Raw genomic sequence first — 21,487 nt, forward strand, 5'->3', positions numbered from 1 at the left:
CAATCTGAGAATCAGTAAATGCTGAGGAGACCGAATATGATTTATCAGGGTGATAGCATTCAGGTCGAGTTTGTTGAAGACGGTATTGCCGAACTCCAGTTCGCAGCCGCCGGCTCAGTAAACAAATTTGACCAGAAAACCTTGGAAGAATTCAGTAACGCGCTAACGAAACTTGCCGACACCGATAAATTGCGTGGCGTCATCGTCACCAGCAGCAAGTCGACCTTCATTGTGGGCGCAGACATTACAGAATTTTTGACACTCTTTGCTGATCTTGACCAGACCAAAACCTGGGTTGCTAAAGCGTCTCGGGTGTTTGATCAGCTCGAAGATCTGCCGGTTCCTACCGTCGCTGCGGTTACTGGTTTTGCGTTAGGTGGTGGCTGTGAGGCGGCGCTGGCCTGTGATTACCGGGTAGCGGATACCACCGCTACCATCGGCCTGCCGGAAGTGAAGCTGGGCTTGATACCCGGCTTCGGCGGCACCATGCGGCTGCCCCGCATCATCGGTCCGGATAACGCATTGGAGTGGATTACCACAGGTAAAAATAACAGCGCTGTTGATGCCCAGAAAGTGGGTTTGGTCGACGCCGTAGTCGCCCCCGAAAAACTGCGTGAAGCGGCACTGGCTATCGTGCGTCAGGCGGCAGACGGCGAACTGGACTGGCAAGCCAAGCGCCAGCCGAAGCTGGATCCGCTGCAGGCTAATGATACCGAACTGACCATGACATTGGTTACGGCTAAAGGCATGGTCGCGGCCCAGGCGGGCAAACACTATCCTGCACCGCATGCTGCTATTAAAGCCATTGAGCAAGGTGCCCGCGAACATCGCGAGAAAGCCCTGAAAGCTGAGAACGAGGCCTTTGTTGGACTGACCCAGACCGATGCCTGTCAGGCCATGGTTGGTATTTTCCTTGCCGATCAGCAAGTAAAAGGCAAAGCCAAGAAAGCCGCTAAACAGGCCACCAAAGAAATCAAGCGCGCTGCCGTATTGGGCGCCGGCATCATGGGCGGCGGTATTGCCTACCAGTCGGCCTATAAAGGTGTGCCGGTAGTCATGAAAGACATCCGCCAGGATGCGCTTGATTTAGGTATGAACGAAGCCAGCAAGATTCTGGATAAGCTGGTTGAACGCGGTAAAATCGACAACAAGAAACTGGCTAAGGTGCTGTCGTCTATTACGCCTACCCTGCTCGACGAAAGTATTAAAGACGTCGATATTGTGGTCGAAGCTGTGGTTGAGAATCCGGATGTGAAAGGCAAAGTGCTGGCGCAAACCGAATCCGTGGTGGATAAAGATGCCATCATCGTATCCAACACCTCAACAATTTCGATCGACCGCCTGGCAAAAAGCCTGAAAGACCCGTCGCGCTTCTGTGGTATGCACTTCTTCAACCCGGTACATAAAATGCCGCTGGTGGAAGTCATTCGCGGTAAAGATACCTCTGATGAAACCGTTGCCGCCGTAGTGGCCTATGCCGCACGCATGGGCAAAACCGCTATCGTAGTCAACGATTGCCCTGGCTTCTTAGTAAACCGGGTGCTGTTCCCTTACCTGGCAGGCTTCTCGCAAATGGTTGATGAAGGCGTCGACTTCGCTGGCATCGACAAAGTTATGGAAAAGCAGTTCGGCTGGCCCATGGGCCCGGCTTATCTCTCTGATGTTGTTGGTATTGATACCGCCGATCATTGTACCGAAGTGATGGCCGAAGGCTTCCCTTCGCGTATGCCACGCGATAAGAGCAGCGCTATTGCTAAGCTCGCGGAAGCCGGTCGGTATGGCCAGAAGAACGGCAAAGGTTTCTATAATTACGGCATTGACAAAAAAGGCCGTCCGGTAAAAGAAAAAGCGCCGGAAGTGTACGAGATGCTGGGTATTTCCGGTAAAGAGCTGAGCGCTGACGAGATCATCGCCCGCTGCATGGTGCCTATGGTCAACGAATGTGTCCGCTGTCTTGAAGAAGACATAGTCGCATCCGCCGCCGAGTGTGATATTGCCCTGCTTTACGGTTTAGGCTTCCCGCCGTTCCGTGGCGGCCCGTTCCGCTACCTGGAAACTATGGGTCTGGACAAATTTATTGAACTGGCTGACAGCTATGCCCATCTGGGTGAAATGTATCAGGTAACCGATGGCCTGCGCGACATGGCCAAGTCAGGTAAATCGTATCTGGCCGGTTAATTCAGCGCAGAGCTAACGGAGGAATTTATGAAAGACGTAGTAATTGTCGACTGTATCCGCACCCCCATGGGGCGCTCTAAGAACGGCGTGTTCCGCAATGTGCGCGCTGAAGACTTATCGGCTCACCTGATGAAAGGACTGCTGGAACGCAATCCCCAGGTTGATGTAAATGAACTTGAAGACATCTACTGGGGCTGTGTGCAGCAAACCCTGGAGCAAGGCTTCAACGTGGCCCGTAACGCAGCCTTGCTGGCGGGTATTCCCCATCATGTCGCAGCTGTCACGGTAAACCGCCTGTGTGGTTCGTCAATGCAGGCCATCCATGATGCCACCCGCGCCATTATGGCGGGTGACGGCGAGATCTTTATCGCCGGTGGTGTGGAACACATGGGGCATGTACCTATGGACCACGGCATTGATTTTCATCCGGGTCTCAACAAGTCGGTCGCACGCGCTGCCGGTATGATGGGGATGACCGCTGAACTGCTGGCCCGTAAGTTTGATGTGGATCGCGCCACGCAGGATGCTTTTGGTGCCCGCTCCCATAAACGCGCTCATGCAGCCACGGTCGAAGGCCGTTTCGCCAAAGAGATCCTGCCCATTGAAGGTCATGATGCCGACGGCGTGTTACGGATGATCAAAAACGACGAAGTAATTCGCCCGGACACCACGGTCGAAACGCTGTCGCAGTTGCGCCCGGTATTTGACCCGGCCAACGGCACCGTGACCGCAGGTACTTCCTCTGCGTTATCAGATGGCGCTGCGGCAGTACTGATCATGTCCGCTGACAAAGCCAAAGCGCTGGGCCTTAAGCCGCGCGTCCGCATTCGCGGTATGGCTGTAGCCGGTTGTGATCCGTCAATTATGGGTTATGGGCCGGTTCCGGCTACCAAGAAAGCACTGAAACGCGCTGGCGTAGACATTAAGGACATCGATCTGTTTGAGCTTAACGAAGCCTTTGCCGCGCAGTCACTGCCGGTACTTAAAGGGCTGGGAATTTATGAGCAGATGGAAGATCAGGTGAACCTCAATGGCGGTGCCATTGCACTGGGTCACCCTTTAGGTTGTTCGGGTGCGCGGATCTCAACCACGCTCATCAACCTGATGGAAGATCGTGATGCGACTTTAGGTCTGGCGACCATGTGTATTGGCTTGGGCCAAGGTATCGCGACCGTCTACGAACGGATGAACTAACAGCTCATGTCCGACGCGCAACTGCCTGAAGCACAGGTTGAGTTAGATACGCTCGGGTTACGTTGCCCCGAGCCGGTAATGCTGATCCGAGTTGCCATCCGACGCATGGCGCCAGGTGAGTTGCTGGCAGTCATCGCGGATGATCCGGCGACAACCCGTGATATTCCGAGTTTCTGTCGCTTCATGGATCACGAACTGGTGCGGGCGGAGACAAGCGCTCCGCCCTATACCTATTTAATCCGCAAAGGCGACTCTGCCTGAGCGGCTATCAGAGCGACTTCTGCCAGAACTCGGCTTTGCCCATAGCTTCTTCAAGCTGATACGGCGCGAAGCCGAACTTTTCATAGGCCAGTTTGGCCGGCTCGTTACCTTGCAACACCTCAAGCGTAAGCTTACAGCAGCCCCTGAATTGCGCCAGGGTAGCGACTTCTTCTAACAGCCGCTTCGCGATACCCTGCCCCCGAAACGCCTTGGTCACAGCGATATCGTGGATGTTCATCACCGGTTTGGCGGCGAAAGTTGAAAAGCCCTCAACACAATTGGCCAGGCCAACCGGCTCATCGTCAACAAAAGCCAGTAGCGAGAATACATGATCCCGCTTTGCCATTTCATCCACCAGGTTCTGGCGGGTAGCCTCAGGCAACGCGGTACCGCCGCCCATAGGGTCGCGGGCGTAATCATCGAGCATGGTAACAACGGCTTGCCGATGCTTGGGGTTTTGATAATCGGCTAAGGTAATCTCTAACATGGTTTTCTCATGGTTAAGGGTATGAATTAAGGTTAAAGGTTCGCATCTGATCGCTGACCGGCTGATAACAATGACAGTCGACCAGGTGATCATTGACCATGCCCACAGCTTGCATAAAGGCATAGCAAATAGTGGTTCCGACAAAGGTGAAACCCGCTTTTTTAAGCGCTTTGGCCATGGTATCAGAAACTTCGTCTGAGGTGGGCACATCCCCGCCCTGACGGCTGAAAATCCGGGGTTGGCCGTCGCTGAACTGCCACAGGAACTGGTTAAACTCGATGCCCTGCTCCTGCAACTTAAGAAAAGCCCGGGCATTTTTGAAGATCGACTCGATTTTCAGACGATTCCGTATGATTCCGGGATTTTGCATCAGCTCGTCTTTATATTGCTCTGGTAACGCTACAATACGCTCGGGCACAAAATCGCAAAATGCCTGGCGGTAGCCAGCTTGTTTACGCAATACCGTTAACCAGCTCAAACCGGCTTGCTGGCCATCCAGACATAGCTTTTCGAACAGCTCGCGGCTATCTTTAACCGGTCGGCCCCACACCTCATCGTGGTACTGCACGTAATCAGCATGGGTGCCGCACCAGCCACATCGCTTAATTGTCGTTGCCATTTTGCATGGTGTCCTGTAACCGCGCGTAAACAAAGGGTATAATTTACGCCAATTCGACCTAAAAAGCAGCAAGAGAAGAGCATGGCGAGCTATGATGTGAAGACGTTTCAGGGTCTTATCCTGGCCCTGCAGGATTACTGGGCCCAGCAAGGCTGTGCCGTGGTACAGCCGCTGGATATGGAAGTGGGCGCAGGCACCTTTCATCCGATGACCTTTCTGCGCGCGATTGGCCCCGAGCCGGCAAGTTTTGCTTATGTGCAGCCCTGTCGCCGGCCGACCGACGGCCGCTACGGCGAGAATCCAAACCGGCTACAACACTACTATCAGTTTCAGGTCATTCTGAAGCCGTCTCCGAGCGATATTCAGGACCTTTATCTGGGCTCGCTGAAACTGCTTGGCTTCGATCCGCTGGTGCACGACATCCGCTTTGTTGAGGATAACTGGGAATCGCCGACCCTGGGCGCCTGGGGCCTGGGCTGGGAAGTCTGGTTAAACGGTATGGAAGTGACCCAGTTCACCTACTTTCAGCAAGTTGGCGGCCTTGAATGCAAGCCGGTAGCCGGCGAGATCACCTACGGTCTGGAACGCCTGGCGATGTATATCCAGGGTGTGGATAGCATTTACGATCTGGTCTGGACCAAAGGCCCGCGCGGCACCATTTTGTACGGCGATGTGTTCCACCAGAACGAAGTGGAACAGTCGACTTATAATTTTGAACATGCCGACGTTGCGGTACTCTTTGATCGCTTTGATGCCTGCGAACGTGAATGCCTGCATTTGCTCGAACATAGCCTTGCCCTGCCCGCCTATGAGCAGGTCATGCGCGCTTCTCATGCCTTTAACCTGCTCGACGCCCGCCATGCCATTTCAGTAACTGAGCGGCAACGCTACATTCTGCGGGTGCGGACCATGGCCAAAGGCTGTGCCGAAGCGTACTACGCGGCGCGTGAAGCGCTTGGATTTCCACTCGTAGAGCAAGGATCTTAACCCGTGCGACAGGATACATTACTGGTAGAAATTGGCACCGAAGAGCTGCCGCCAAAAGCCCTGAAGAGCCTGAGCGATGCGTTCACAGACGCCTTGGTGCAACTGCTGACGGAGCAGGAATTTAACTTTGGTACGGTGCGCAGCTTTGCCTCGGCGCGGCGACTGGCGGTGCAGATAGCAACGCTTGACGCCCAGCAACCCGATAAGGTTGTGGAAAAGCGTGGCCCGGCGGTTGATGTGGCCTTTGATGCCGAAGGAACGCCAACCAAAGCCGCTGAAGGCTGGGCCCGCTCCAACGGGATCACTGTTGCCGACGCTGACAGGCTGGTGACCGATAAAGGCGAATGGTTACTCTATAAAGCCGAGGTAAAGGGCCAGCCACTCAGCGCACTACTACCTGAGCTGGTGCAGCAAGCTTTAGGCCGCCTGCCCATTCCCCGGCCCATGCGCTGGGGTAATTCGACGGCAGAGTTTATCCGCCCGGTTCATACAATCACCATGCTATATGGCGCCGATCTGATTGCCGGCGAAATTTTGGGCATATCTTCCGGTAGTCACCTGCAGGGGCATCGCTTTCACTGCCCGCAAGGCACCAACCTTGAGCATGCCGATAATTATGAGCAGACCATGGAGAAGGCCTGGGTCATCGCTGACTTTAGCCGTCGTCGTGAGCGGATCCAAAAAGGAATTGATCAGCTGGCGCAAGAGTTAGGCGGCGAAGTTCTTGCCGACGAAGCGCTGCTGGATGAAGTAACAGCCCTGGTTGAGTGGCCTGTGGCCCTGTCCGCGAGCTTCGACAGCAACTTTCTGACGGTGCCGAAAGAGCCTTTGATTGTCACCATGAAAGACGATCAGCGCTACTTTCCGCTGCATGACAAAAATGGCGATCTGTTACCTTCCTTTATCTTTATAACCAATATAGAAAGCAAGGACCCGCAGCAAATCATTCTTGGTAATGAAAAAGTTGTGCGGCCACGCCTGGCCGACGCGCAGTTTTTCTTCGAAAGCGATAAAAAGATTCCCCTTACTAATCGCATCGAAGCCCTATCGTCCGTTCTGTTCCAGAAGCAACTCGGATCAGTTAAGGATAAATCGGAGCGTATCTCAGAAATAGCCGGCAAGATCGCCGAACTTCTTGGTATTAATCGTGCCGTTCCAGAACGTGCCGGTAAGCTTTCTAAAGCGGATTTGACCACCCAAATGGTGCTCGAATTCCCTGAAACACAGGGCGTGATGGGTATGCACTATGCGCGCCACGATGGTGAGCCTGATGGCGTGCCGCAGGCGATTTACGAGCATTATCTGCCACGGTTTGCCGGCGACAGCCTGCCGCAGAGCCTTGCCGGCTGCACGGTCGCGCTGGCGGACAAACTTGATACGCTGGTGGGCATTTTTGGCATCGGCCAGGTACCAAAAGGCGATCGCGACCCCTTTGCGTTGCGTCGTGCCGCCATTGGCCTGCTGCGTATTATTGTCGAAAAGGACCTGCCACTGGACTTACAAGAACTGGTCGCCGCAGCGAAATCATCATTTAAGTCCGGCACACTAACTTCAGCTACTGTTGAAGATGATGTCGTCGAGTTTTTACTGGGTCGCTTCCGTCCCTGGTATCAGGATCAGAACATTGCCGTCGACGTTATCCAGGCGGTACAGGCCCGGCGGCCCACCCGTCCGGTTGACTTTGACCAGCGCGTACGTGCCGTGACGGCGTTTCGCGAATTGCCAGAGGCCGAAGCGTTGGCCGCTGCAAATAAGCGCGTCAGCAACATCCTGGCTAAAGTAGAAGGCGAAATCAGTCAGGACATCGACCAGGGCCTGCTCACTGAAGCAGCTGAAATTGAACTTTCGAAAGCAGTGGGCGCCGCCCGCATCAGCTCCTCGAAGGCACTCGATGCCGGCGATTATACCGGTGCATTAAAAGCGCTTGCTGATTTGCAGAAGCCGGTGGATACCTTCTTCGACAACGTCATGGTAAATACCGAGGACGATGCGGTGCGTAAGAACCGTCTGGCATTGCTGTCACGGTTGCGCGAGCTATTCCTGCGGATAGCCGATATTTCCGTACTTAATTAACGGAAGCGTTAAATAGAAAAGGAGCCATCAGGCTCCTTTTTTATTGCGCTGTAGTCTGGCTATCCTGAAGTTATACGTCCAGGTTCGCCACTTTCAGTGCGTTGGTTTCGATGAAGGCGCGCCGTGGCTCAACATCATCACCCATAAGAGTAGTGAACAGCTGGTCGGCAGCAACGGCGTCTTCGATGGTCACCCGCAGCATATGCCGGGTATCCGGATCCATTGTGGTTTCCCACAGCTGGTTCGGGTTCATTTCACCCAGACCTTTATAGCGCTGGATGTAGATACCACGCTTCGACTCGCTGATTAGCCATTCAACGGCTTCAACAAAGTCGTTTACCGGTTTCTCTTTGTCACCCCGGCGAACAAAACCACCCGGCTCAACCAGACCAAAGATCTTCTCGCCGATCGATACCAGCTGGTCGTAGTCACGTGACATTAAGAACTCATAGTTCAGCGGATAGTCCGTATCTATGCCGTGCTGACGTACGGTAACCACTGGCAGATGCAGCTGACGTTCCGCATCGTGCTGCGAGGATAAGGTATAAGTTGCTGAATTCACTTCGCGAGTGGTCAGGTCGCCCTGCAGCGCTTGTACCCATGACTCCATAGCTTCTTGATTCTTAAGGAGTTCTTCTGTCAGCCGTGGCGCATAGACCAAACGCTGCAGGAAGGTTTCCGGCATACGGCGTGACAACCGCTGTTTAATGCTGTTTTGCACCAGCTGATACTCTGTCACCAGAGTTTCCAGCCGCGCACCACTAATGCCCGGGGCGTCAGCGGTGACGTGCAAAGAGGCATTATCCAGGGCCAGGCTGGTCAGATAACGAATCAGCGCCGGGTCATCTTTAATGTAATTCTCTTGCTTACCTTTCTTCACCTTGTAAAGTGGCGGCTGAGCAATGTACATATAGCCCCGCTCAATCAGCTCAGGCATCTGACGATAGAAGAAGGTCAACAGCAAGGTACGAATGTGCGAGCCGTCGACGTCAGCATCGGTCATGATAATGATACGGTGATAACGGGTTTTGTCCGGATTATATTCGTCGCGGCCAATACCACAACCTAGTGCCGTAATCAGCGTGGCGACTTCTTGTGAGCCAAGCATCTTATCGAAACGTGCTTTCTCAACATTCAGGATCTTACCTTTAAGAGGCAGAATGGCCTGAAATTTGCGGTTACGGCCCTGCTTCGCAGAACCACCCGCAGAGTCACCTTCCACAATATAGAGTTCAGAAAGTGCAGGATCTTTTTCCTGGCAATCCGCCAGCTTACCTGGCAGACCAGCGATATCCAGCGCGCCTTTACGACGGGTCATATCACGAGCTTTACGAGCCGCTTCACGGGCACGGGCCGCATCGATAATTTTACCAACGATGATCTTCGCGTCGTTCGGTTGCTCCAGCAGGAAGTCACTGAATTTCTCATTCATAGACTGCTCGACGGCAGTCTTAACTTCCGAGGACACCAACTTCTCTTTTGTTTGTGAAGAGAACTTAGGATCCGGAACCTTAACCGAGATAACCGCGGTTAAGCCTTCACGGGCGTCATCACCCGTCGCATTGGTTTTGTATTTCTTATTCAGCCCTTCTTTTTCCATGTAGGTATTCATGGTGCGGGTCAGCGCTGACCGAAAACCAGCTAAGTGAGTACCACCATCCTTTTGGGGGATGTTGTTGGTGTAGCAGAAGATGTTTTCCTGAAATGAATCATTCCACTGCATCGCTACTTCAACCGTGGTTCCATCGTCACGGTCATGCGTAAAATGAAATACGCTCTGGTGAATCGGGTTTTTCTTATCATTCAGATACGAAACAAACGCAGATATACCGCCTTCATATTTGAAGTGGTTACTGCGATCGGAGCGCTCATCTTTTAAGATAATAGAGACGCCAGAATTCAGAAAGGACAACTCGCGAAGACGCTTCGCCAGGATGTCATAGTGGAATTCAACGTCTGCAAAAATAACAGAGCTCGGCCAGAAGCGCAGTTCGGTACCGGTTTTATCGGTATCGCCAATTTGCTTCAGTGGCGTGACCGGGTCACCCATTTTATAGAACTGTTCGTAAACGTGTCCCTGGCGACGAATGGTCAACTGCAGATTCTCTGATAGCGCGTTAACAACCGAGACACCAACACCGTGCAAGCCGCCTGATACTTTGTATGAGTTATCGTCGAACTTACCACCGGCGTGGAGTACCGTCATGATGACCTGGGCAGCTGAAACGCCCTCTTCTTCGTGGATATCAACAGGAATACCACGGCCATCATCGCGCACAGATACTGAACCATCGCTATGGATGGTGACTAGTATGTCTTTGCAATAGCCCGCTAGTGCTTCATCGATTGAGTTATCGACGACCTCAAAAACCATGTGATGCAGGCCGGTACCATCATCGGTATCGCCGATATACATCCCAGGACGTTTCCGTACTGCGTCGAGCCCTTTGAGGACCTTAATACTGGACGAGCCGTAATCATTTTCTGCCATAACTAGTTTCTCTATTGTTCCTTGACGGTTCCATGTTCCACGTGGAACATTTTGGTATCAGGCGTTTGAAGTAGTTGATTCAAATCACCCATCTCAATCGCTGATACAAAAACCTGTGATTCTGATGCCACCAGGGCATCACAAAATTTAGTCTGGCTTTCGGTATCCAACTCAGCGGTTATATCGTCCACTAAGTAGATACATTGAACGCCAGTCTTCTGTTGTAGGTATTCGCCTTGAACAAGCTTCAGTGCGGCAACCAACAACTTCAGCTGTCCACGGGACAGCAAATTCCTGACATCTTCCCCATTTGCCTGAATTCGTAACTCAGCCTTATGCGGACCAACTGTTGAATGCCCGTATCGCAAATCCTGGTCCTGATGCTTGATTAGCGCCTCGGACAAACTCACTTCGCGATCCCAGCCATTCTTCAGGTAAAACTCAAATTTATATTGGGGAAGAAAGGCTCCGAGCCGTTCTTCTAGCACAGGCAAAAAACCTTCGAGGTAATCCTCCCGGTGCTTCTTGATACGTTCACCATATGCGGCAAACTGTTTATCCCAATAACTGCGTTCGGCTTCAAACCGGCGCTGCTTAAGCAGACTATTACGTTGCTTAAGCACTTTTGAAAAATTTAACCAGTCGTTATAAAAGGAATGTTCCACGTGGAACACACCCCAATCCATGAACTGCCGTCGTTGTTTTGGACCGCCGAGAATCAGTTCGATGCTCTCAGGAGTCATCAGCTGAACCGGAACTAATCGCGCTAAAGCAGCGAAACGTTTTTCTTTTTCCTGGTCAATGCGCAACTGCACATCACCGCTTTCGTCTCGTTGATAACCAACCTGATGCCGTCGCCCTGATTGCTCAATAACTTTGGCAAATACCGTAAAGCGTTCGGCTTCATGTTGAATCAATTGCTTGTAGGTTCCCGGACGAAACGAGCGTCCAAAACCCAGACAATAAATCGATTCCAATAAACTCGTCTTACCGCTGCCGTTATCTCCGATAATCAGATTCACGGTCTTCCCTGGTGCTAACTTCGCCGACGCAAAATTCCTGAACTGTGTTAACGCCAGAGCTTCAATATACATGAACGATTACAGGCGCATCGGCATCACAACATAAAGCGACGAATCATCATCATTGTCTTCAACCAGACCACTGGCGTCAGGACCAGAGAGCGTCAGCTTGACTTTGTTGCCTTGAATCGTATTCAGCACATCAATCAAATAGCTTACATTGAAGCCAATTTCTAAGCTCTCGCCCTGATATTCTACTTCGATAATTTCCTCAGCGGTTTCCTGCTCCGGATTATTCGCTGTAAGAATCATTTCGCCAGAACTCAGTGCAATACGCACACCGCGGTATTTTTCATTCGATAAAATCGCCGCCCGTGAGCAAGCATGTTTCAGTACCTCGCGATCCGCAACAACGGTTTTATCGCCCCCCTGTGGGAGTACCCGACGGTAGTCCGGGAACCGTCCGTCTACCAGTTTACTGGTAAAGCTGATGCCTTTGGTCTCTACGCGAATATGGTTATTGCCAATAGCTACCTTAACTTCGTTATCCACGTCATCAAGCAAACGCAGTAATTCCATGACGCCCTTGCGCGGCACAATCACCTGGCGCCCGGTAAGGTTGGGTTGGCCAATATCGCAACTGCTCATTGCCAGCCGGTGGCCATCTGTGGCAACGGTACGCAGAATATTAGCGTCCGTTTCAAACAACATGCCGTTCAGGTAATAGCGAACGTCTTGATTTGCCATGGAAAAATGCGTACGTTCCATCAAGTCTTTAAGCACTGCCTGGCTGGTCACCAACTGAATATCGCTGTCCCAGTCGTCAATGTTCGGAAAGTCTTCTGCCGGCAGCGTCGCCAGGGTGAACTTACTGCGGCCTGAGCGAATCGTCGCTTTGTCTTCCGAGGCAGTCAACTCAATCGCCGCGCCATCAGGCAAACTACGAATAATATCCAGCAACTTCTTGGCCGGTACTGTTACCTGGCCTTCCGCACCTTTATCAATTTCGCAAGCAGATACCAGTTCAACTTCAAGGTCAGTGCCCGTCAGTCGGATCTCCGATTCGCTTACCTGAATGAGTACATTCGAAAGGATCGGAATCGTATGACGGCGCTCAACAGCTCCGCTCACAACCTGCAGCGGTTTTAAAAAAGCATCACGGCTGATGGTAAATTTCATCCCCACATTCCCCTGTTATCAGTTGAAAACGCTACTTACGCAGATAAGGTGCGTATTAAATTTCTGTAGTCTTCTTTTATATCATGTTGCGCGTCTTTTAATTCCTGAATTTTTCGACACGCATGTAAAACTGTCGTGTGGTCGCGTCCGCCAAACGCATCGCCAATTTCCGGCAAGCTATGGTTGGTCAATTCTTTAGACAAGGCCATCGCCAGCTGTCGCGGACGTGCGACGGAGCGGCTGCGGCGCTTCGACAGCAAATCGGCCATTTTAATGTTGTAGTATTCGGCGACCGTTTTCTGAATATTATCTATAGTGACCAGCTTTTCCTGGGCAGCAATCAGATCGCGCAAGGCTTCGCGTACGAAGTCGATGGTAATCTGTCGGCCGGTCAGGTTTACGTTAGCTGCCAGGCGGTTTAGCGCCCCTTCTAACTCACGTACGTTCGAACGCAGCCGCTTGGCTATAAAAAACGCCACTTCGTGGGGCAAGGTAATACCCCGTTCCTGGGCTTTACGAATCAAAATAGCCACCCGCGTTTCAAGTTCCGGCGGCTCAATGGCAATGGTCAGTCCCCAACCGAAGCGCGAACGCAGCCGATCTTCAACCCCTTCAATTTCTTTGGGGTAGAGATCGCTGGTCATAATAATCTGTTGATTACCTTCAAGTAACGCATTGAAAGTATGGAAGAATTCTTCCTGCGAGCCTTTCTTATTGGCAAAAAAGTGAATGTCATCAATAAGCAGGGCATCAACGGAACGGTAATAACGTTTGAATTCGTTAATCGAGTTGTTCTTAATCGCGTTTACCATATCCTGCACGAACCGCTCAGCGCGCATGTAAAACACTTTCGCGTCTTTCTTATGCCCCATAATGGCATTACCAACGGCATGCAACAGATGGGTTTTACCCAAGCCGGTACCGCCGTAGACAAATAACGGGTTATACACACCACCGGGGTTTTCTGCCACCTGTAACGCCGCAGCGCGAGCGAGCTGATTAGACTTACCTTCGACGAAATTATCAAAGGTATACTCAGGATGGATATTGCACTCAAATGCCGGTGCCGGGGTCTCGTCCCGGTCCCATGGATTTTGTCGCCGGATGGCGCCATTGAGGCGATTCACCGGACGCTGCTGTTGTGCCGGAGCTGGCCGTGACGAGCCATTGCCTGACGGCGCCTGCATTCCACCTACGGTAAAAGCCACGTTCGGTGCCCGTCCGCCCTTCTCTTTCACTAATTCGCCCAGGTAATCATTAATCAGGTTAAGGTATTTATCCTTAACCCAGTCCACCACGTAACTGTTCGGTGCATAGAGGGTGAGGGTGTCATCCGACATGTCCGCCTGCAACGGTCGAATCCAGGTATTAAAATGCTGTGTCGACAACTCGCTCTGCAGTCGTTCTGAGCAATATTGCCAAAGCGATTTATTCACACCTGTCTCCCTGCGTATTCATTTATAATTATTTATTCTTCTGGCTGTCGGCGAGCGCCCCGCCAAGCCATAAAATACGGTTGCGGGATCACTGTTAAACAGCGCTTCTAGGATAGTCTGATTGTACTGAAATGAGGCCAGGATCGCTAGCCTTCAGGCAAAATAATCCGTCAGCCCTGCCCTGCCTTATCCACAATACTGATCATTATCAAATCCTATTTGTGGATAGCTTTTGTCGTTGACTTTACCCCCGATTCTCGTTAGAATTCGCGCTCTTAATTTTTAGACAACCCGAATACGGACTAACGTTATGAAAAGAACATTTCAACCAAGCGTACTAAAGCGTAAGCGTTCTCACGGATTCCGTGCTCGCATGGCAACGAAAAACGGCCGCGCAGTTCTGGCCCGTCGTCGTGCCAAGGGCCGCAAAGTCCTGTCAGCGTAATTGAAGAAGCTTTCCTATGGGCGGGAGTTACGCTTACTAACTCCCGCGCACTTCCAGGTCGTTTTCAATAACCCCCCGGTTAAGGCTGTTACGGCCGAACTGACTGCATTAGCTATTCCCAATAATCTCGCCAATCCTCGCCTCGGTGTTACCATCTCGAAAAAGCGTGCCAAACGCGCCGTTGATCGAAATCGTATAAAGCGTCAGATTCGCGAAACTTTTCGGCTAAAACAGTATAAAATACCGGCATTCGATATCATCGTAATTGCAAAAAGCGGTGTTACGGATCTCTCCAATGAAGATCTGCAACAACGGTTAGACTATCTATGGCGAACTTTAAGCAAGCGTTGCGAGCAATACCTGTCGGCTTCATCCGACTCTACCAGTGGCTAATTAGCCCACTGTTAGGTCCGCGTTGCCGTTTTCAGCCCAGCTGTTCGCAGTACGCCGTAGAAGCTATAGAAAAGCATGGTATGATGCGGGGCTTCTGGCTTGCCAGTAAACGCATTGTGAAATGTCATCCGGGGCACCCGGGCGGCTTCGACCCGGTACCAGGCACTGCCCCTGCACCGGACAATAACGATTCAAAGTAAAACAGAGACGAAAGATTTTATGAATTCGCCACGTTCTATCTTGTTTATAGCCTTTCTGGTTGTCACTTTTTTCCTCTACCAGAGTTGGGTGGTCGATACCGCTCCTGGTACGCAACCTAGTGCACAACAAGCACAGGATACGCAGCAAAGCCCGGTGCCCGAACCTGTTGACAGCGCTGTCCCTGAAGCAACTGCTATCAGTAGTGATGCCTCCACCAGTGTTCCCGTGCAGACCAATATCAGCCAGCAGCCTGTGCGCGTTATTACTGATGTGCTGGATATTCATATTGACCCGCGCGGTGGCGACGTAGTTAACGCCCAGTTGCTGGAGTTTGCCCGCACCCAGGATTCCGCAGCTCGTTTTGAACTGCTGCATTCAGACCCGAATAACCTCTATATAGCTCAGTCTGGTCTGGTCGGCACCCATGGCACGGATTCTGCCGAAGGTCGCCCACTGTTCCACGTAGAACAGTCTGAATTCACCATGAAAGGCGACCGGCTAGAAGTACCCCTTCATCTTTCTCTGGAAGATGGCAGCACTATTACTAAGACCTTCGTGCTGACACGCGGCTCCTACGCTGTGGACGTGGTGTACAGCATCCGCAATGCCGGCACTGAACACAAACAAATGCAGTACTACGCTCAGCTTAAGCAACTGATCACCGAAGGCTCTGGCAATATGATGATGCCAACCTACCGCGGTGGTGCTTATTCGTGGGATGAAGACCGCTACGAAAAATACGCCTTCGATGACATGCGTGATCAGCGCCTGAACCGCGCCACCGAGGAAGGCTGGGTCGCTATGCTCGAGCATTATTTCGTGTCGGCCTGGATACCGCGTATTGAAGGCTCTAAACAACTTTATTCCCGCGTTATCGGCGGCGATCACGCCATTATGGGTATGCAGTACCCGGTTACTATGGTGGCCCCTGGTGCTTCCGCTGAGATTCGCTCTACCCTGTTTATCGGGCCAAAAGATCAGGACGCGATGGAGAAAGTCGCTGAAGACCTGAATCTGACTGTTGATTACGGCTTCCTCTGGTGGCTGGCACAGCCTATCTTCAAGCTGCTGCAAATTCTGCAAAGCGTGCTGGTAAACTGGGGTCTGGCGATTATCGCCGTCACCATAGTTATCAAGCTACTGCTGTACCCGCTGACTAAGGCACAATATGTGTCCATGGCCAAAATGCGGATGATTCAGCCGAAAATGACCGCATTGCGCGAGCGGCATGGCGATGATCGCCAGAAGATGTCGCAGGCGATGATGAAGCTGTATAAAGAAGAAAAAGTGAATCCACTTGGTGGCTGTCTGCCAATGATTCTGCAGCTGCCGATATTCCTGGCACTGTATTGGGTACTGCTGGAGAGCGTTGAATTACGCCATGCGCCGCTGTTCCTGTGGATTGAAGATCTGTCGGCTAAAGACCCGTACTACATACTGCCGTTGTTGATGGGTGCCTCTATGTTCCTGATGCAGCGTCTGCAGCCAACGCCGGCTACCGATCCGATGCAACAGAAGCTGTTACAGTATATGCCGGTGATCTTCACGGTATTCTTCCTATGGTTCCCGTCCGGTCTGGTACTGTACTGGCTAAGCAGCAACCTGATCACCATCGGTCAGATGCAGTGGATTTACCGTGGCCTTGAGAAAAAAGGCATCATGGAGCGTAAAAAGAAGAAATGATCGAGGATCTGCTGACCAACGACACTATCGTCGCCCAAGCCACGCCTCCCGGGCGTGGCGGGGTCGGTATTGTCCGGGTCAGCGGCCCTGCCGCAAAACAGGTGGCTGAGCGCTTGCTCGGCCATTGTCCGGTTCCCCGCAAAGCTGAATACCTGCCCTTCCGTGATCTACATGGTGCCTTACTCGATGAAGGCATCGCGCTGTTCTTTGCCGGCCCCAACTCGTTTACCGGTGAAGATGTGCTCGAACTGCAGGGACACGGCGGGCCAGTACTCATTGATATGATCATCAAGGCCGTGCTCGATTTCCCTGATGTGCGCCCGGCCCGCCCCGGCGAATTCAGTGAACGCGCCTTTCTGAACGATAAGCTTGATTTAACCCAGGCAGAGGCGATTGCCGATTTAATCGATACAACCTCAGAGCAAGCCGCGAAAGCGGCGCTACAGAGCTTACAGGGCGGTTTTTCGCATGAAATCGATCAACTCGTCGACGCCGTTATCCATTTACGCATGTATGTGGAAGCTGCGATTGATTTTCCCGACGAAGAAATCGACTTTCTGAGTGATGGTAAAGTCGCCGGCGATCTCGAAGCTATCATCGACCGCCTTTACGAAGTACTGGTACAAGCCCGGCAAGGCACCTTGCTGCGCGAAGGGATGAAAGTGGTGATCGCTGGCCGCCCCAACGCCGGGAAATCAAGCCTGCTGAATGCCCTCGCTGGTCGTGAGTCGGCAATTGTCACCGCCATTGCGGGTACTACCCGTGATGTACTGCGTGAGCATATTCAGATTGACGGTATGCCGCTGCATATCATCGATACGGCAGGACTGCGGGAAAGCCCGGACGAAGTGGAGCAAATTGGCATCCAGCGCGCCTGGGACGAGATTTTTGCTGCTGACCGCGTGCTCTTTATGGTGGATGCCACCGAAACCGATGCTATCCACCCCGCTGATATCTGGCCGGAGTTCTTTGCCAGGTTACCGGAGGATCTGCCCTATACCGTTATCCGTAATAAAGTCGATCTCAACGCAGAATCCGTAGCGCTCGAAGACATTGCTGGCATCCCGGTGTTGCATTTATCGGCCAAAACCGGCCATGGCGTAGATTTACTACGCGAACACCTGAAACACTGTGTGGGCTATCAGGCCACCAGCGAAGGCAGCTTTATGGCCCGCCGCCGCCATCTGGATGCACTGGAAAAGGCCCGTCAGCATCTGCTGTCCGGGCAGGAACACCTTGAATCCAGCCTTGCCGGCGAACTGCTCGCCGAAGAGCTGCGCCTGACTCAGCAGCACCTCAATGAAATCACTGGTGAATTCACCTCGGACGACCTGCTGAGCAAGATTTTCGGCTCGTTCTGTATCGGCAAGTAAGTTAAGCGGCTATGCCCTTAGCGCATTGCCTTGAGTGCCTGGGCCCATTTGGCCATCTCTTCAAGCATGGCGTTGCCCGACAGCTCATGAACATCAGCGGCGACAAAGTTCTTCTGCTCGTCGAGTAATTCCCACGGCATCTGCACCATCACACCTTCGACCATCGGCATCATCTTCAGCGTGGTGATTAGCTGTTTGGCACTCTGCGCCGAGCGCAGCCCACCCGAAACACCACCATAACTGACGAAGCCACATGGCTTATAGTTCCACTCTTTATACAAATAGTTGAGCGCGTTCACCAGTGATGGTGGCGGCGAAAAGTTGTATTCGGGAATAACAAACACATAGGCATCCGCCTGGGCCACACTGGCTGACCAGGCTTTTGTGTGTTCGTGCGCATACTGCTGCATGGCCGGGTGATTGGGTTCGTCATATACAGGAAGATTGAAATCCGCCAGATCGACCAGCTCACTGTCGAAACTACCCTGCTCGCTGGCAAAGGCATTAAACCACTGCGCAATGGAAGGGCCAATCCGACCCGGACGGGTACTGCAAATAATGGTCTGAAGCTTAAGTGACATAACGTTAATCCTTTTCGTGTCGCAATAATAACCTGGACACCCAGCATAACGTTCTAAATTGCAGGAAGATAACGGATAATTTAGGGTTATTCATTCGTTTTTATCGAAAACCGGCAAAACGTCAATCCAGAAACACCAATTTCCTATTTACTCAGGACGATACTAAGATGTCTTTAAGATATTTAACATCTGACTGAGGAGTGAAGACGTTATGAGCGCCCTTTTGTTATTTTAGCGCCTTTCCTTCCGACATTTGACATCACGGCGTAGCGGATTATACTTTTATTATCCTAGCACCAACGAAAGGAGTCTGCGATGTCTCCACGTCCGTTCTGGCCACCCTTATGGGCAGGTATCGCTCTGGGGCTCGTATTATTCCTCACCTTCATATTAACTGGGCATGGTCTTGGAGCAAGCGGCTTTTTTACGCGACTGACCGCCGATTTTGGCCAATGGGTCATGCCCGACTTGACGGCTAATAATCGCTATCTGGGCGATTATCTACGATCCGACCCATTACGTGCCTGGATCACATGGGAGGTGTTAGCAGCTTTTGTGGGCGCACTTGTCGGCGCGTTATCAGGCCGACGCTTTCGCCCCAAAATTGAAAGGGGCCCATCATCAGCGATTCCAAGCCGTTTGTTAATGTCGCTTTTGGGCGGCGTGCTAACTGGTTTAGGAGCGCGTCTTGCTCGGGGCTGCACCAGCGGCCTTGGATTATCCGGAGGCGCGGCTCTTGCCGTTGGGGGGTTTATCTTCCTAATCGGTTTTTTCGTCGCCGGCTTTTTGTTTAGCTTCATGGTCAGGAGGTACTGGAAATGATTTGGCCTCTATATGATTCTGGGATTGCTGCCGGCTTACTCGCTGGCTTTCTGTTTGGCTTTGTCCTCGAAAATGCGGGCTTTGGAAGCCCCCGCAAGCTCACCGGGCAGTTTCGTCTGGAAGACTGGTCCGTTTTTAAAGTTATGTTCACCGCGGTCATCGTCGCAGCCGCATTGCTTTGGCTATCGAAGCAACTTGGACTGATGGGTGCCGAAAGCTATCATATTCCAACCCCTTTCTATGCCGCAATGGCGGTTGGCGGTGTATTAGTTGGGGCGGGATTCGCCATTGGTGGCTATTGTCCGGGAACCTCTGTGGCAGGGCTCGCCGGAGGGCGGCTCGACGCACTGGTGTTCATGATCGGAATGGTAGCCGGCACGGCATTGTTTGCCGCTTGGTTTGGCCCTCTCGAAGACTTCTATCTAGCATTCCCCGGTCCGGAAGCACAAACCATCATGGATCTTACCGGTGTACCTGAGTGGCTAATTATTCTGATTCTTGCTTTAGTTGGCTGGGGTGGCTTTAAGTTGGGTACCAAGGTCGAGCGAAAGCTTGGCGGCCCTTATAAAGCGGAAGATTTGTTCCCGAGAGAAAAACAAGTAAGATCTAAGGAGTAAAAGTATGACCTGCTATAAATTTAAACGGGCAACCTTGCCGTTGGCAGTTGCTCTAGCATTGGGTATGGGAATTACCGCTTGCTCCGACTCTCAAAATCCGCCGGCAAAGGAGTCGCCGAATAGTCGTCAGGCTGCTGCGGCGAACCCCTGTGCGGCGGGTAACCCATGTGCCGCCGCTCAGACGTCAACGAATCCCTGTGCCGCAAATCGCAGTAAGACTAACCAAGCCGCACAGGAAAATAAAGCGGCTACTTCGGCACCCAAGGGACAACCCAACGATCGCGCCCTTCCCTTTGCAATTGAAAAAGACTGGCCACAGACCCCGTATGGCATCAATATCCCGCCAGTTGTCGAAAATTATAGTCGCCCATCACCTTACATTGCAGCTGGCGGCCAGCTCTCGGAAGGAGCATTAGCCGAGTTAAAAGCTCAGGGCTTCAGAACTGTTGTCAGCCTGCTGACTGAAGAAGAAGGCGTTGCGGAAGAACAAACTGAAGCTCATGAAGCTGGCCTGAACTTTTATGGGCTTGGTGTGTCCACTACTGCTCCCACTTGGGATCAAGTACAGGCCTTTGCAAAAATTGCATCATCGCCGGCCAATTACCCGATTCTGGTCCACTGTGCCAGCAGTAATCGGGTTGGTGCCATTTGGGCGCTTTATCGGTTTCATATGGGTGTGCCCGCCGAAATAGCTATCGAAGAAGGCCGTGCTGCTGGCCTGCAAACTAGTCGGGAAGGAGCCGTTAGGGAAATGATGGGCCTTTGATGATCGTTGAGCCGAACCTTATCCAACTATCCGACGAGGAGCTTCTAAGTCTCCGGGAAGCGGGTGTTCGAATCCAGGAATGTTACCGCGTTCTTGAAAAGGGCGGCTTAAACTTAGTCGGCGAAGTGCTGAAAGGACAAGGTACTTTTTACACGATGGAGCATTACCCTCGTGGAGATGTCCTCGATACACACACTCAAAGTCAGTACTACTACCACGCCCACCGATCGAATAGTTCGGAGCACGGTCATTTTCATACTTTCCTGAGACGTCCCGGCGAAAAGACAGAAAACAGCGAAACAACGCATCTCATCGCCATCTCTATGGACACCTGGGGCTATCCAACCGGGCTTTTTACCACTAACCGGTGGGTTACCGATGAGCAATGGCAGTTCGCCGAGCACATTATCCCGCGACTTGGTGAGTTCCAGATTGATCACGCATCGCCAAGCTGGCCGCTCAACATCTGGATATCGCAGTTTGTCAGGCTTTACCGGTATCAGATCGCAAACTTGTTATTGGAGCGTGATAAGGTCATTCGACAAGTAGATGGAGCTCTGGCTGAGGCCTTTGAAAATCGCGCGTTTGAAGTATTGAGTGCGTGCAGCGTAGACGTCAGCGCCTGGCTAAAAAAAATAGAAACCGTCTGCCTGGAAAAAAATTTAACGTGAGCGAAATA

The 21,487-nt window shown here is 52.1% G+C and carries 21 protein-coding genes; 14 read left to right on the forward strand and 7 right to left on the reverse strand.

Going from position 1 to position 21,487, the window contains the following annotated elements; genetic code table 11:
* Positions 1 to 36 precede the first annotated feature (36 nt).
* Genes fadB through tusA form a run of 3 tightly spaced genes read left to right on the forward strand, consistent with a single transcriptional unit; the run spans position 37 to position 3,633 of the window.
* A complete protein-coding gene (gene fadB, locus IDSA_RS06980) occupies positions 37 to 2,178 on the forward strand; it encodes a fatty acid oxidation complex subunit alpha FadB (RefSeq protein WP_034775430.1) in 2,142 nt (713 codons plus the stop codon).
* Between the two features lie 27 nt (positions 2,179 to 2,205).
* The gene (gene fadA / locus IDSA_RS06985; protein ID WP_034775432.1) at positions 2,206 to 3,372 is read left to right on the forward strand and encodes an acetyl-CoA C-acyltransferase FadA; all 1,167 of its coding nucleotides are present in this window, start codon (positions 2,206 to 2,208) and stop codon (positions 3,370 to 3,372) included.
* A gap of 6 nt (positions 3,373 to 3,378) precedes the next feature.
* A complete protein-coding gene (gene tusA / locus IDSA_RS06990) occupies positions 3,379 to 3,633 on the forward strand; it encodes a sulfurtransferase TusA (RefSeq protein WP_034775434.1) in 255 nt (84 codons plus the stop codon).
* A 7-nt stretch (positions 3,634 to 3,640) separates the two neighbouring features.
* Here the strand turns inward: tusA and IDSA_RS06995 are convergent, their stop codons facing one another.
* Together IDSA_RS06995 and IDSA_RS07000 are read right to left on the reverse strand one after the other, a co-directional pair.
* Positions 3,641 to 4,120, reverse strand: coding sequence for a GNAT family N-acetyltransferase (locus tag IDSA_RS06995; protein ID WP_034775436.1), 480 nt, complete (start codon positions 4,118 to 4,120; stop codon positions 3,641 to 3,643).
* A gap of 13 nt (positions 4,121 to 4,133) precedes the next feature.
* The gene (locus tag IDSA_RS07000) at positions 4,134 to 4,739 is read right to left on the reverse strand and encodes a DNA-3-methyladenine glycosylase I (protein ID WP_034775438.1); all 606 of its coding nucleotides are present in this window, start codon (positions 4,737 to 4,739) and stop codon (positions 4,134 to 4,136) included.
* 81 nt (positions 4,740 to 4,820) lie between these two features.
* On the opposite strand from IDSA_RS07000, the gene glyQ reads away from it, so the two are divergent.
* Positions 4,821 to 5,726 (forward strand): glycine--tRNA ligase subunit alpha, encoded by a 906-nt coding sequence (gene glyQ / locus IDSA_RS07005; protein WP_034775440.1) that lies wholly within the window; start codon positions 4,821 to 4,823, stop codon positions 5,724 to 5,726.
* Positions 5,727 to 5,729: 3 nt separating this feature from the next.
* Positions 5,730 to 7,799, forward strand: a complete 2,070-nt coding sequence (gene glyS / locus IDSA_RS07010) for a glycine--tRNA ligase subunit beta (RefSeq protein ID WP_034775441.1) — start codon at positions 5,730 to 5,732, stop codon at positions 7,797 to 7,799.
* Between the two features lie 70 nt (positions 7,800 to 7,869).
* Here glyS and gyrB read toward each other — a convergent pair whose 3' ends face one another.
* From gyrB to dnaA, 4 genes are read right to left on the reverse strand one after another with little or no spacing between them, the layout of a single operon-like run.
* The gene (gene gyrB / locus IDSA_RS07015) at positions 7,870 to 10,290 is read right to left on the reverse strand and encodes a DNA topoisomerase (ATP-hydrolyzing) subunit B (protein WP_034775443.1); all 2,421 of its coding nucleotides are present in this window, start codon (positions 10,288 to 10,290) and stop codon (positions 7,870 to 7,872) included.
* A gap of 11 nt (positions 10,291 to 10,301) precedes the next feature.
* A complete protein-coding gene (gene recF / locus IDSA_RS07020; RefSeq protein ID WP_034775445.1) occupies positions 10,302 to 11,384 on the reverse strand; it encodes a DNA replication/repair protein RecF in 1,083 nt (360 codons plus the stop codon).
* A gap of 6 nt (positions 11,385 to 11,390) precedes the next feature.
* A complete protein-coding gene (gene dnaN / locus IDSA_RS07025; protein ID WP_034775447.1) occupies positions 11,391 to 12,491 on the reverse strand; it encodes a DNA polymerase III subunit beta in 1,101 nt (366 codons plus the stop codon).
* A 35-nt stretch (positions 12,492 to 12,526) separates the two neighbouring features.
* Positions 12,527 to 13,927 (reverse strand): chromosomal replication initiator protein DnaA, encoded by a 1,401-nt coding sequence (gene dnaA / locus IDSA_RS07030; RefSeq protein WP_034775449.1) that lies wholly within the window; start codon positions 13,925 to 13,927, stop codon positions 12,527 to 12,529.
* Positions 13,928 to 14,237: 310 nt separating this feature from the next.
* Between dnaA and rpmH the strand changes: the two genes are divergently transcribed.
* The 5 genes from rpmH to mnmE are packed head-to-tail and all read left to right on the forward strand — an operon-like array spanning position 14,238 to position 18,022.
* A complete protein-coding gene (rpmH, locus tag IDSA_RS12015; RefSeq protein ID WP_084616802.1) occupies positions 14,238 to 14,372 on the forward strand; it encodes a 50S ribosomal protein L34 in 135 nt (44 codons plus the stop codon).
* Positions 14,373 to 14,765: a ribonuclease P protein component gene (gene rnpA / locus IDSA_RS12020; protein WP_084694069.1), complete on the forward strand. Its 393-nt coding sequence runs from the start codon at positions 14,373 to 14,375 to the stop codon at positions 14,763 to 14,765.
* Positions 14,699 to 14,965, forward strand: coding sequence for a membrane protein insertion efficiency factor YidD (gene yidD / locus IDSA_RS12025; RefSeq protein ID WP_084694070.1), 267 nt, complete (start codon positions 14,699 to 14,701; stop codon positions 14,963 to 14,965). The genes rnpA and yidD overlap by 67 nt, the downstream gene beginning before the upstream one ends.
* Positions 14,966 to 14,984: 19 nt before the next feature.
* Positions 14,985 to 16,649, forward strand: coding sequence for a membrane protein insertase YidC (gene yidC, locus IDSA_RS07035; RefSeq protein WP_034775451.1), 1,665 nt, complete (start codon positions 14,985 to 14,987; stop codon positions 16,647 to 16,649).
* A complete protein-coding gene (gene mnmE / locus IDSA_RS07040) occupies positions 16,646 to 18,022 on the forward strand; it encodes a tRNA uridine-5-carboxymethylaminomethyl(34) synthesis GTPase MnmE (protein ID WP_198024051.1) in 1,377 nt (458 codons plus the stop codon). Before yidC ends, mnmE begins: the two co-directional genes overlap by 4 nt.
* Positions 18,023 to 18,039: 17 nt before the next feature.
* Here mnmE and IDSA_RS07045 read toward each other — a convergent pair whose 3' ends face one another.
* Positions 18,040 to 18,603 (reverse strand): NADPH-dependent FMN reductase, encoded by a 564-nt coding sequence (locus IDSA_RS07045; RefSeq protein ID WP_034775461.1) that lies wholly within the window; start codon positions 18,601 to 18,603, stop codon positions 18,040 to 18,042.
* A 315-nt stretch (positions 18,604 to 18,918) separates the two neighbouring features.
* Here IDSA_RS07045 and IDSA_RS07050 point away from each other — a divergent pair, with 315 nt between their 5' ends.
* Genes IDSA_RS07050 through IDSA_RS07065 form a run of 4 tightly spaced genes read left to right on the forward strand, consistent with a single transcriptional unit; the run spans position 18,919 to position 21,479 of the window.
* Entirely contained in the window at positions 18,919 to 19,425 is a 507-nt protein-coding gene (locus tag IDSA_RS07050; RefSeq protein WP_034775463.1) for a YeeE/YedE thiosulfate transporter family protein, read from the forward strand.
* Complete coding sequence (locus IDSA_RS07055) at positions 19,422 to 20,042, forward strand: DUF6691 family protein (RefSeq protein WP_051986153.1); 621 nt, start codon at positions 19,422 to 19,424, stop codon at positions 20,040 to 20,042. The genes IDSA_RS07050 and IDSA_RS07055 overlap by 4 nt, the downstream gene beginning before the upstream one ends.
* Positions 20,043 to 20,046: 4 nt before the next feature.
* Complete coding sequence (locus IDSA_RS11860) at positions 20,047 to 20,808, forward strand: protein tyrosine phosphatase family protein (protein WP_051986154.1); 762 nt, start codon at positions 20,047 to 20,049, stop codon at positions 20,806 to 20,808.
* A complete protein-coding gene (locus IDSA_RS07065; protein WP_034775466.1) occupies positions 20,808 to 21,479 on the forward strand; it encodes a DUF6969 family protein in 672 nt (223 codons plus the stop codon). Before IDSA_RS11860 ends, IDSA_RS07065 begins: the two co-directional genes overlap by 1 nt.
* Positions 21,480 to 21,487 lie beyond the last annotated feature (8 nt).

Origin of the sequence: Pseudidiomarina salinarum (genome assembly GCF_000753715.1) — a bacterium.
GTDB classification, from domain to species: Bacteria; Pseudomonadota; Gammaproteobacteria; order Enterobacterales; family Alteromonadaceae; genus Pseudidiomarina; species Pseudidiomarina salinarum.

Bases quoted from the DNA above. Each gene is read 5' to 3' on its own strand.
- dnaN (WP_034775447.1), bottom strand. From the start codon at position 12,491: ATGAAATTTACCATCAGCCGTGATGCTTTTTTAAAACCGCTGCAGGTT.
- rpmH (WP_084616802.1), top strand. From the start codon at position 14,238: ATGAAAAGAACATTTCAACCAAGCGTACTAAAGCGTAAGCGTTCTCAC.
- IDSA_RS07065 (WP_034775466.1), top strand. From the start codon at position 20,808: ATGATCGTTGAGCCGAACCTTATCCAACTATCCGACGAGGAGCTTCTA.
- tusA (WP_034775434.1), top strand. From the start codon at position 3,379: ATGTCCGACGCGCAACTGCCTGAAGCACAGGTTGAGTTAGATACGCTC.
- fadA (WP_034775432.1), top strand. From the start codon at position 2,206: ATGAAAGACGTAGTAATTGTCGACTGTATCCGCACCCCCATGGGGCGC.
- IDSA_RS07050 (WP_034775463.1), top strand. From the start codon at position 18,919: ATGTCTCCACGTCCGTTCTGGCCACCCTTATGGGCAGGTATCGCTCTG.
- yidD (WP_084694070.1), top strand. From the start codon at position 14,699: ATGGCGAACTTTAAGCAAGCGTTGCGAGCAATACCTGTCGGCTTCATC.
- IDSA_RS07000 (WP_034775438.1), bottom strand. From the start codon at position 4,739: ATGGCAACGACAATTAAGCGATGTGGCTGGTGCGGCACCCATGCTGAT.
- IDSA_RS07045 (WP_034775461.1), bottom strand. From the start codon at position 18,603: ATGTCACTTAAGCTTCAGACCATTATTTGCAGTACCCGTCCGGGTCGG.
- yidC (WP_034775451.1), top strand. From the start codon at position 14,985: ATGAATTCGCCACGTTCTATCTTGTTTATAGCCTTTCTGGTTGTCACT.
- fadB (WP_034775430.1), top strand. From the start codon at position 37: ATGATTTATCAGGGTGATAGCATTCAGGTCGAGTTTGTTGAAGACGGT.
- glyQ (WP_034775440.1), top strand. From the start codon at position 4,821: ATGGCGAGCTATGATGTGAAGACGTTTCAGGGTCTTATCCTGGCCCTG.
- gyrB (WP_034775443.1), bottom strand. From the start codon at position 10,290: ATGGCAGAAAATGATTACGGCTCGTCCAGTATTAAGGTCCTCAAAGGG.
- IDSA_RS11860 (WP_051986154.1), top strand. From the start codon at position 20,047: ATGACCTGCTATAAATTTAAACGGGCAACCTTGCCGTTGGCAGTTGCT.
- mnmE (WP_198024051.1), top strand. From the start codon at position 16,646: ATGATCGAGGATCTGCTGACCAACGACACTATCGTCGCCCAAGCCACG.
- recF (WP_034775445.1), bottom strand. From the start codon at position 11,384: ATGTATATTGAAGCTCTGGCGTTAACACAGTTCAGGAATTTTGCGTCG.
- IDSA_RS06995 (WP_034775436.1), bottom strand. From the start codon at position 4,120: ATGTTAGAGATTACCTTAGCCGATTATCAAAACCCCAAGCATCGGCAA.
- IDSA_RS07055 (WP_051986153.1), top strand. From the start codon at position 19,422: ATGATTTGGCCTCTATATGATTCTGGGATTGCTGCCGGCTTACTCGCT.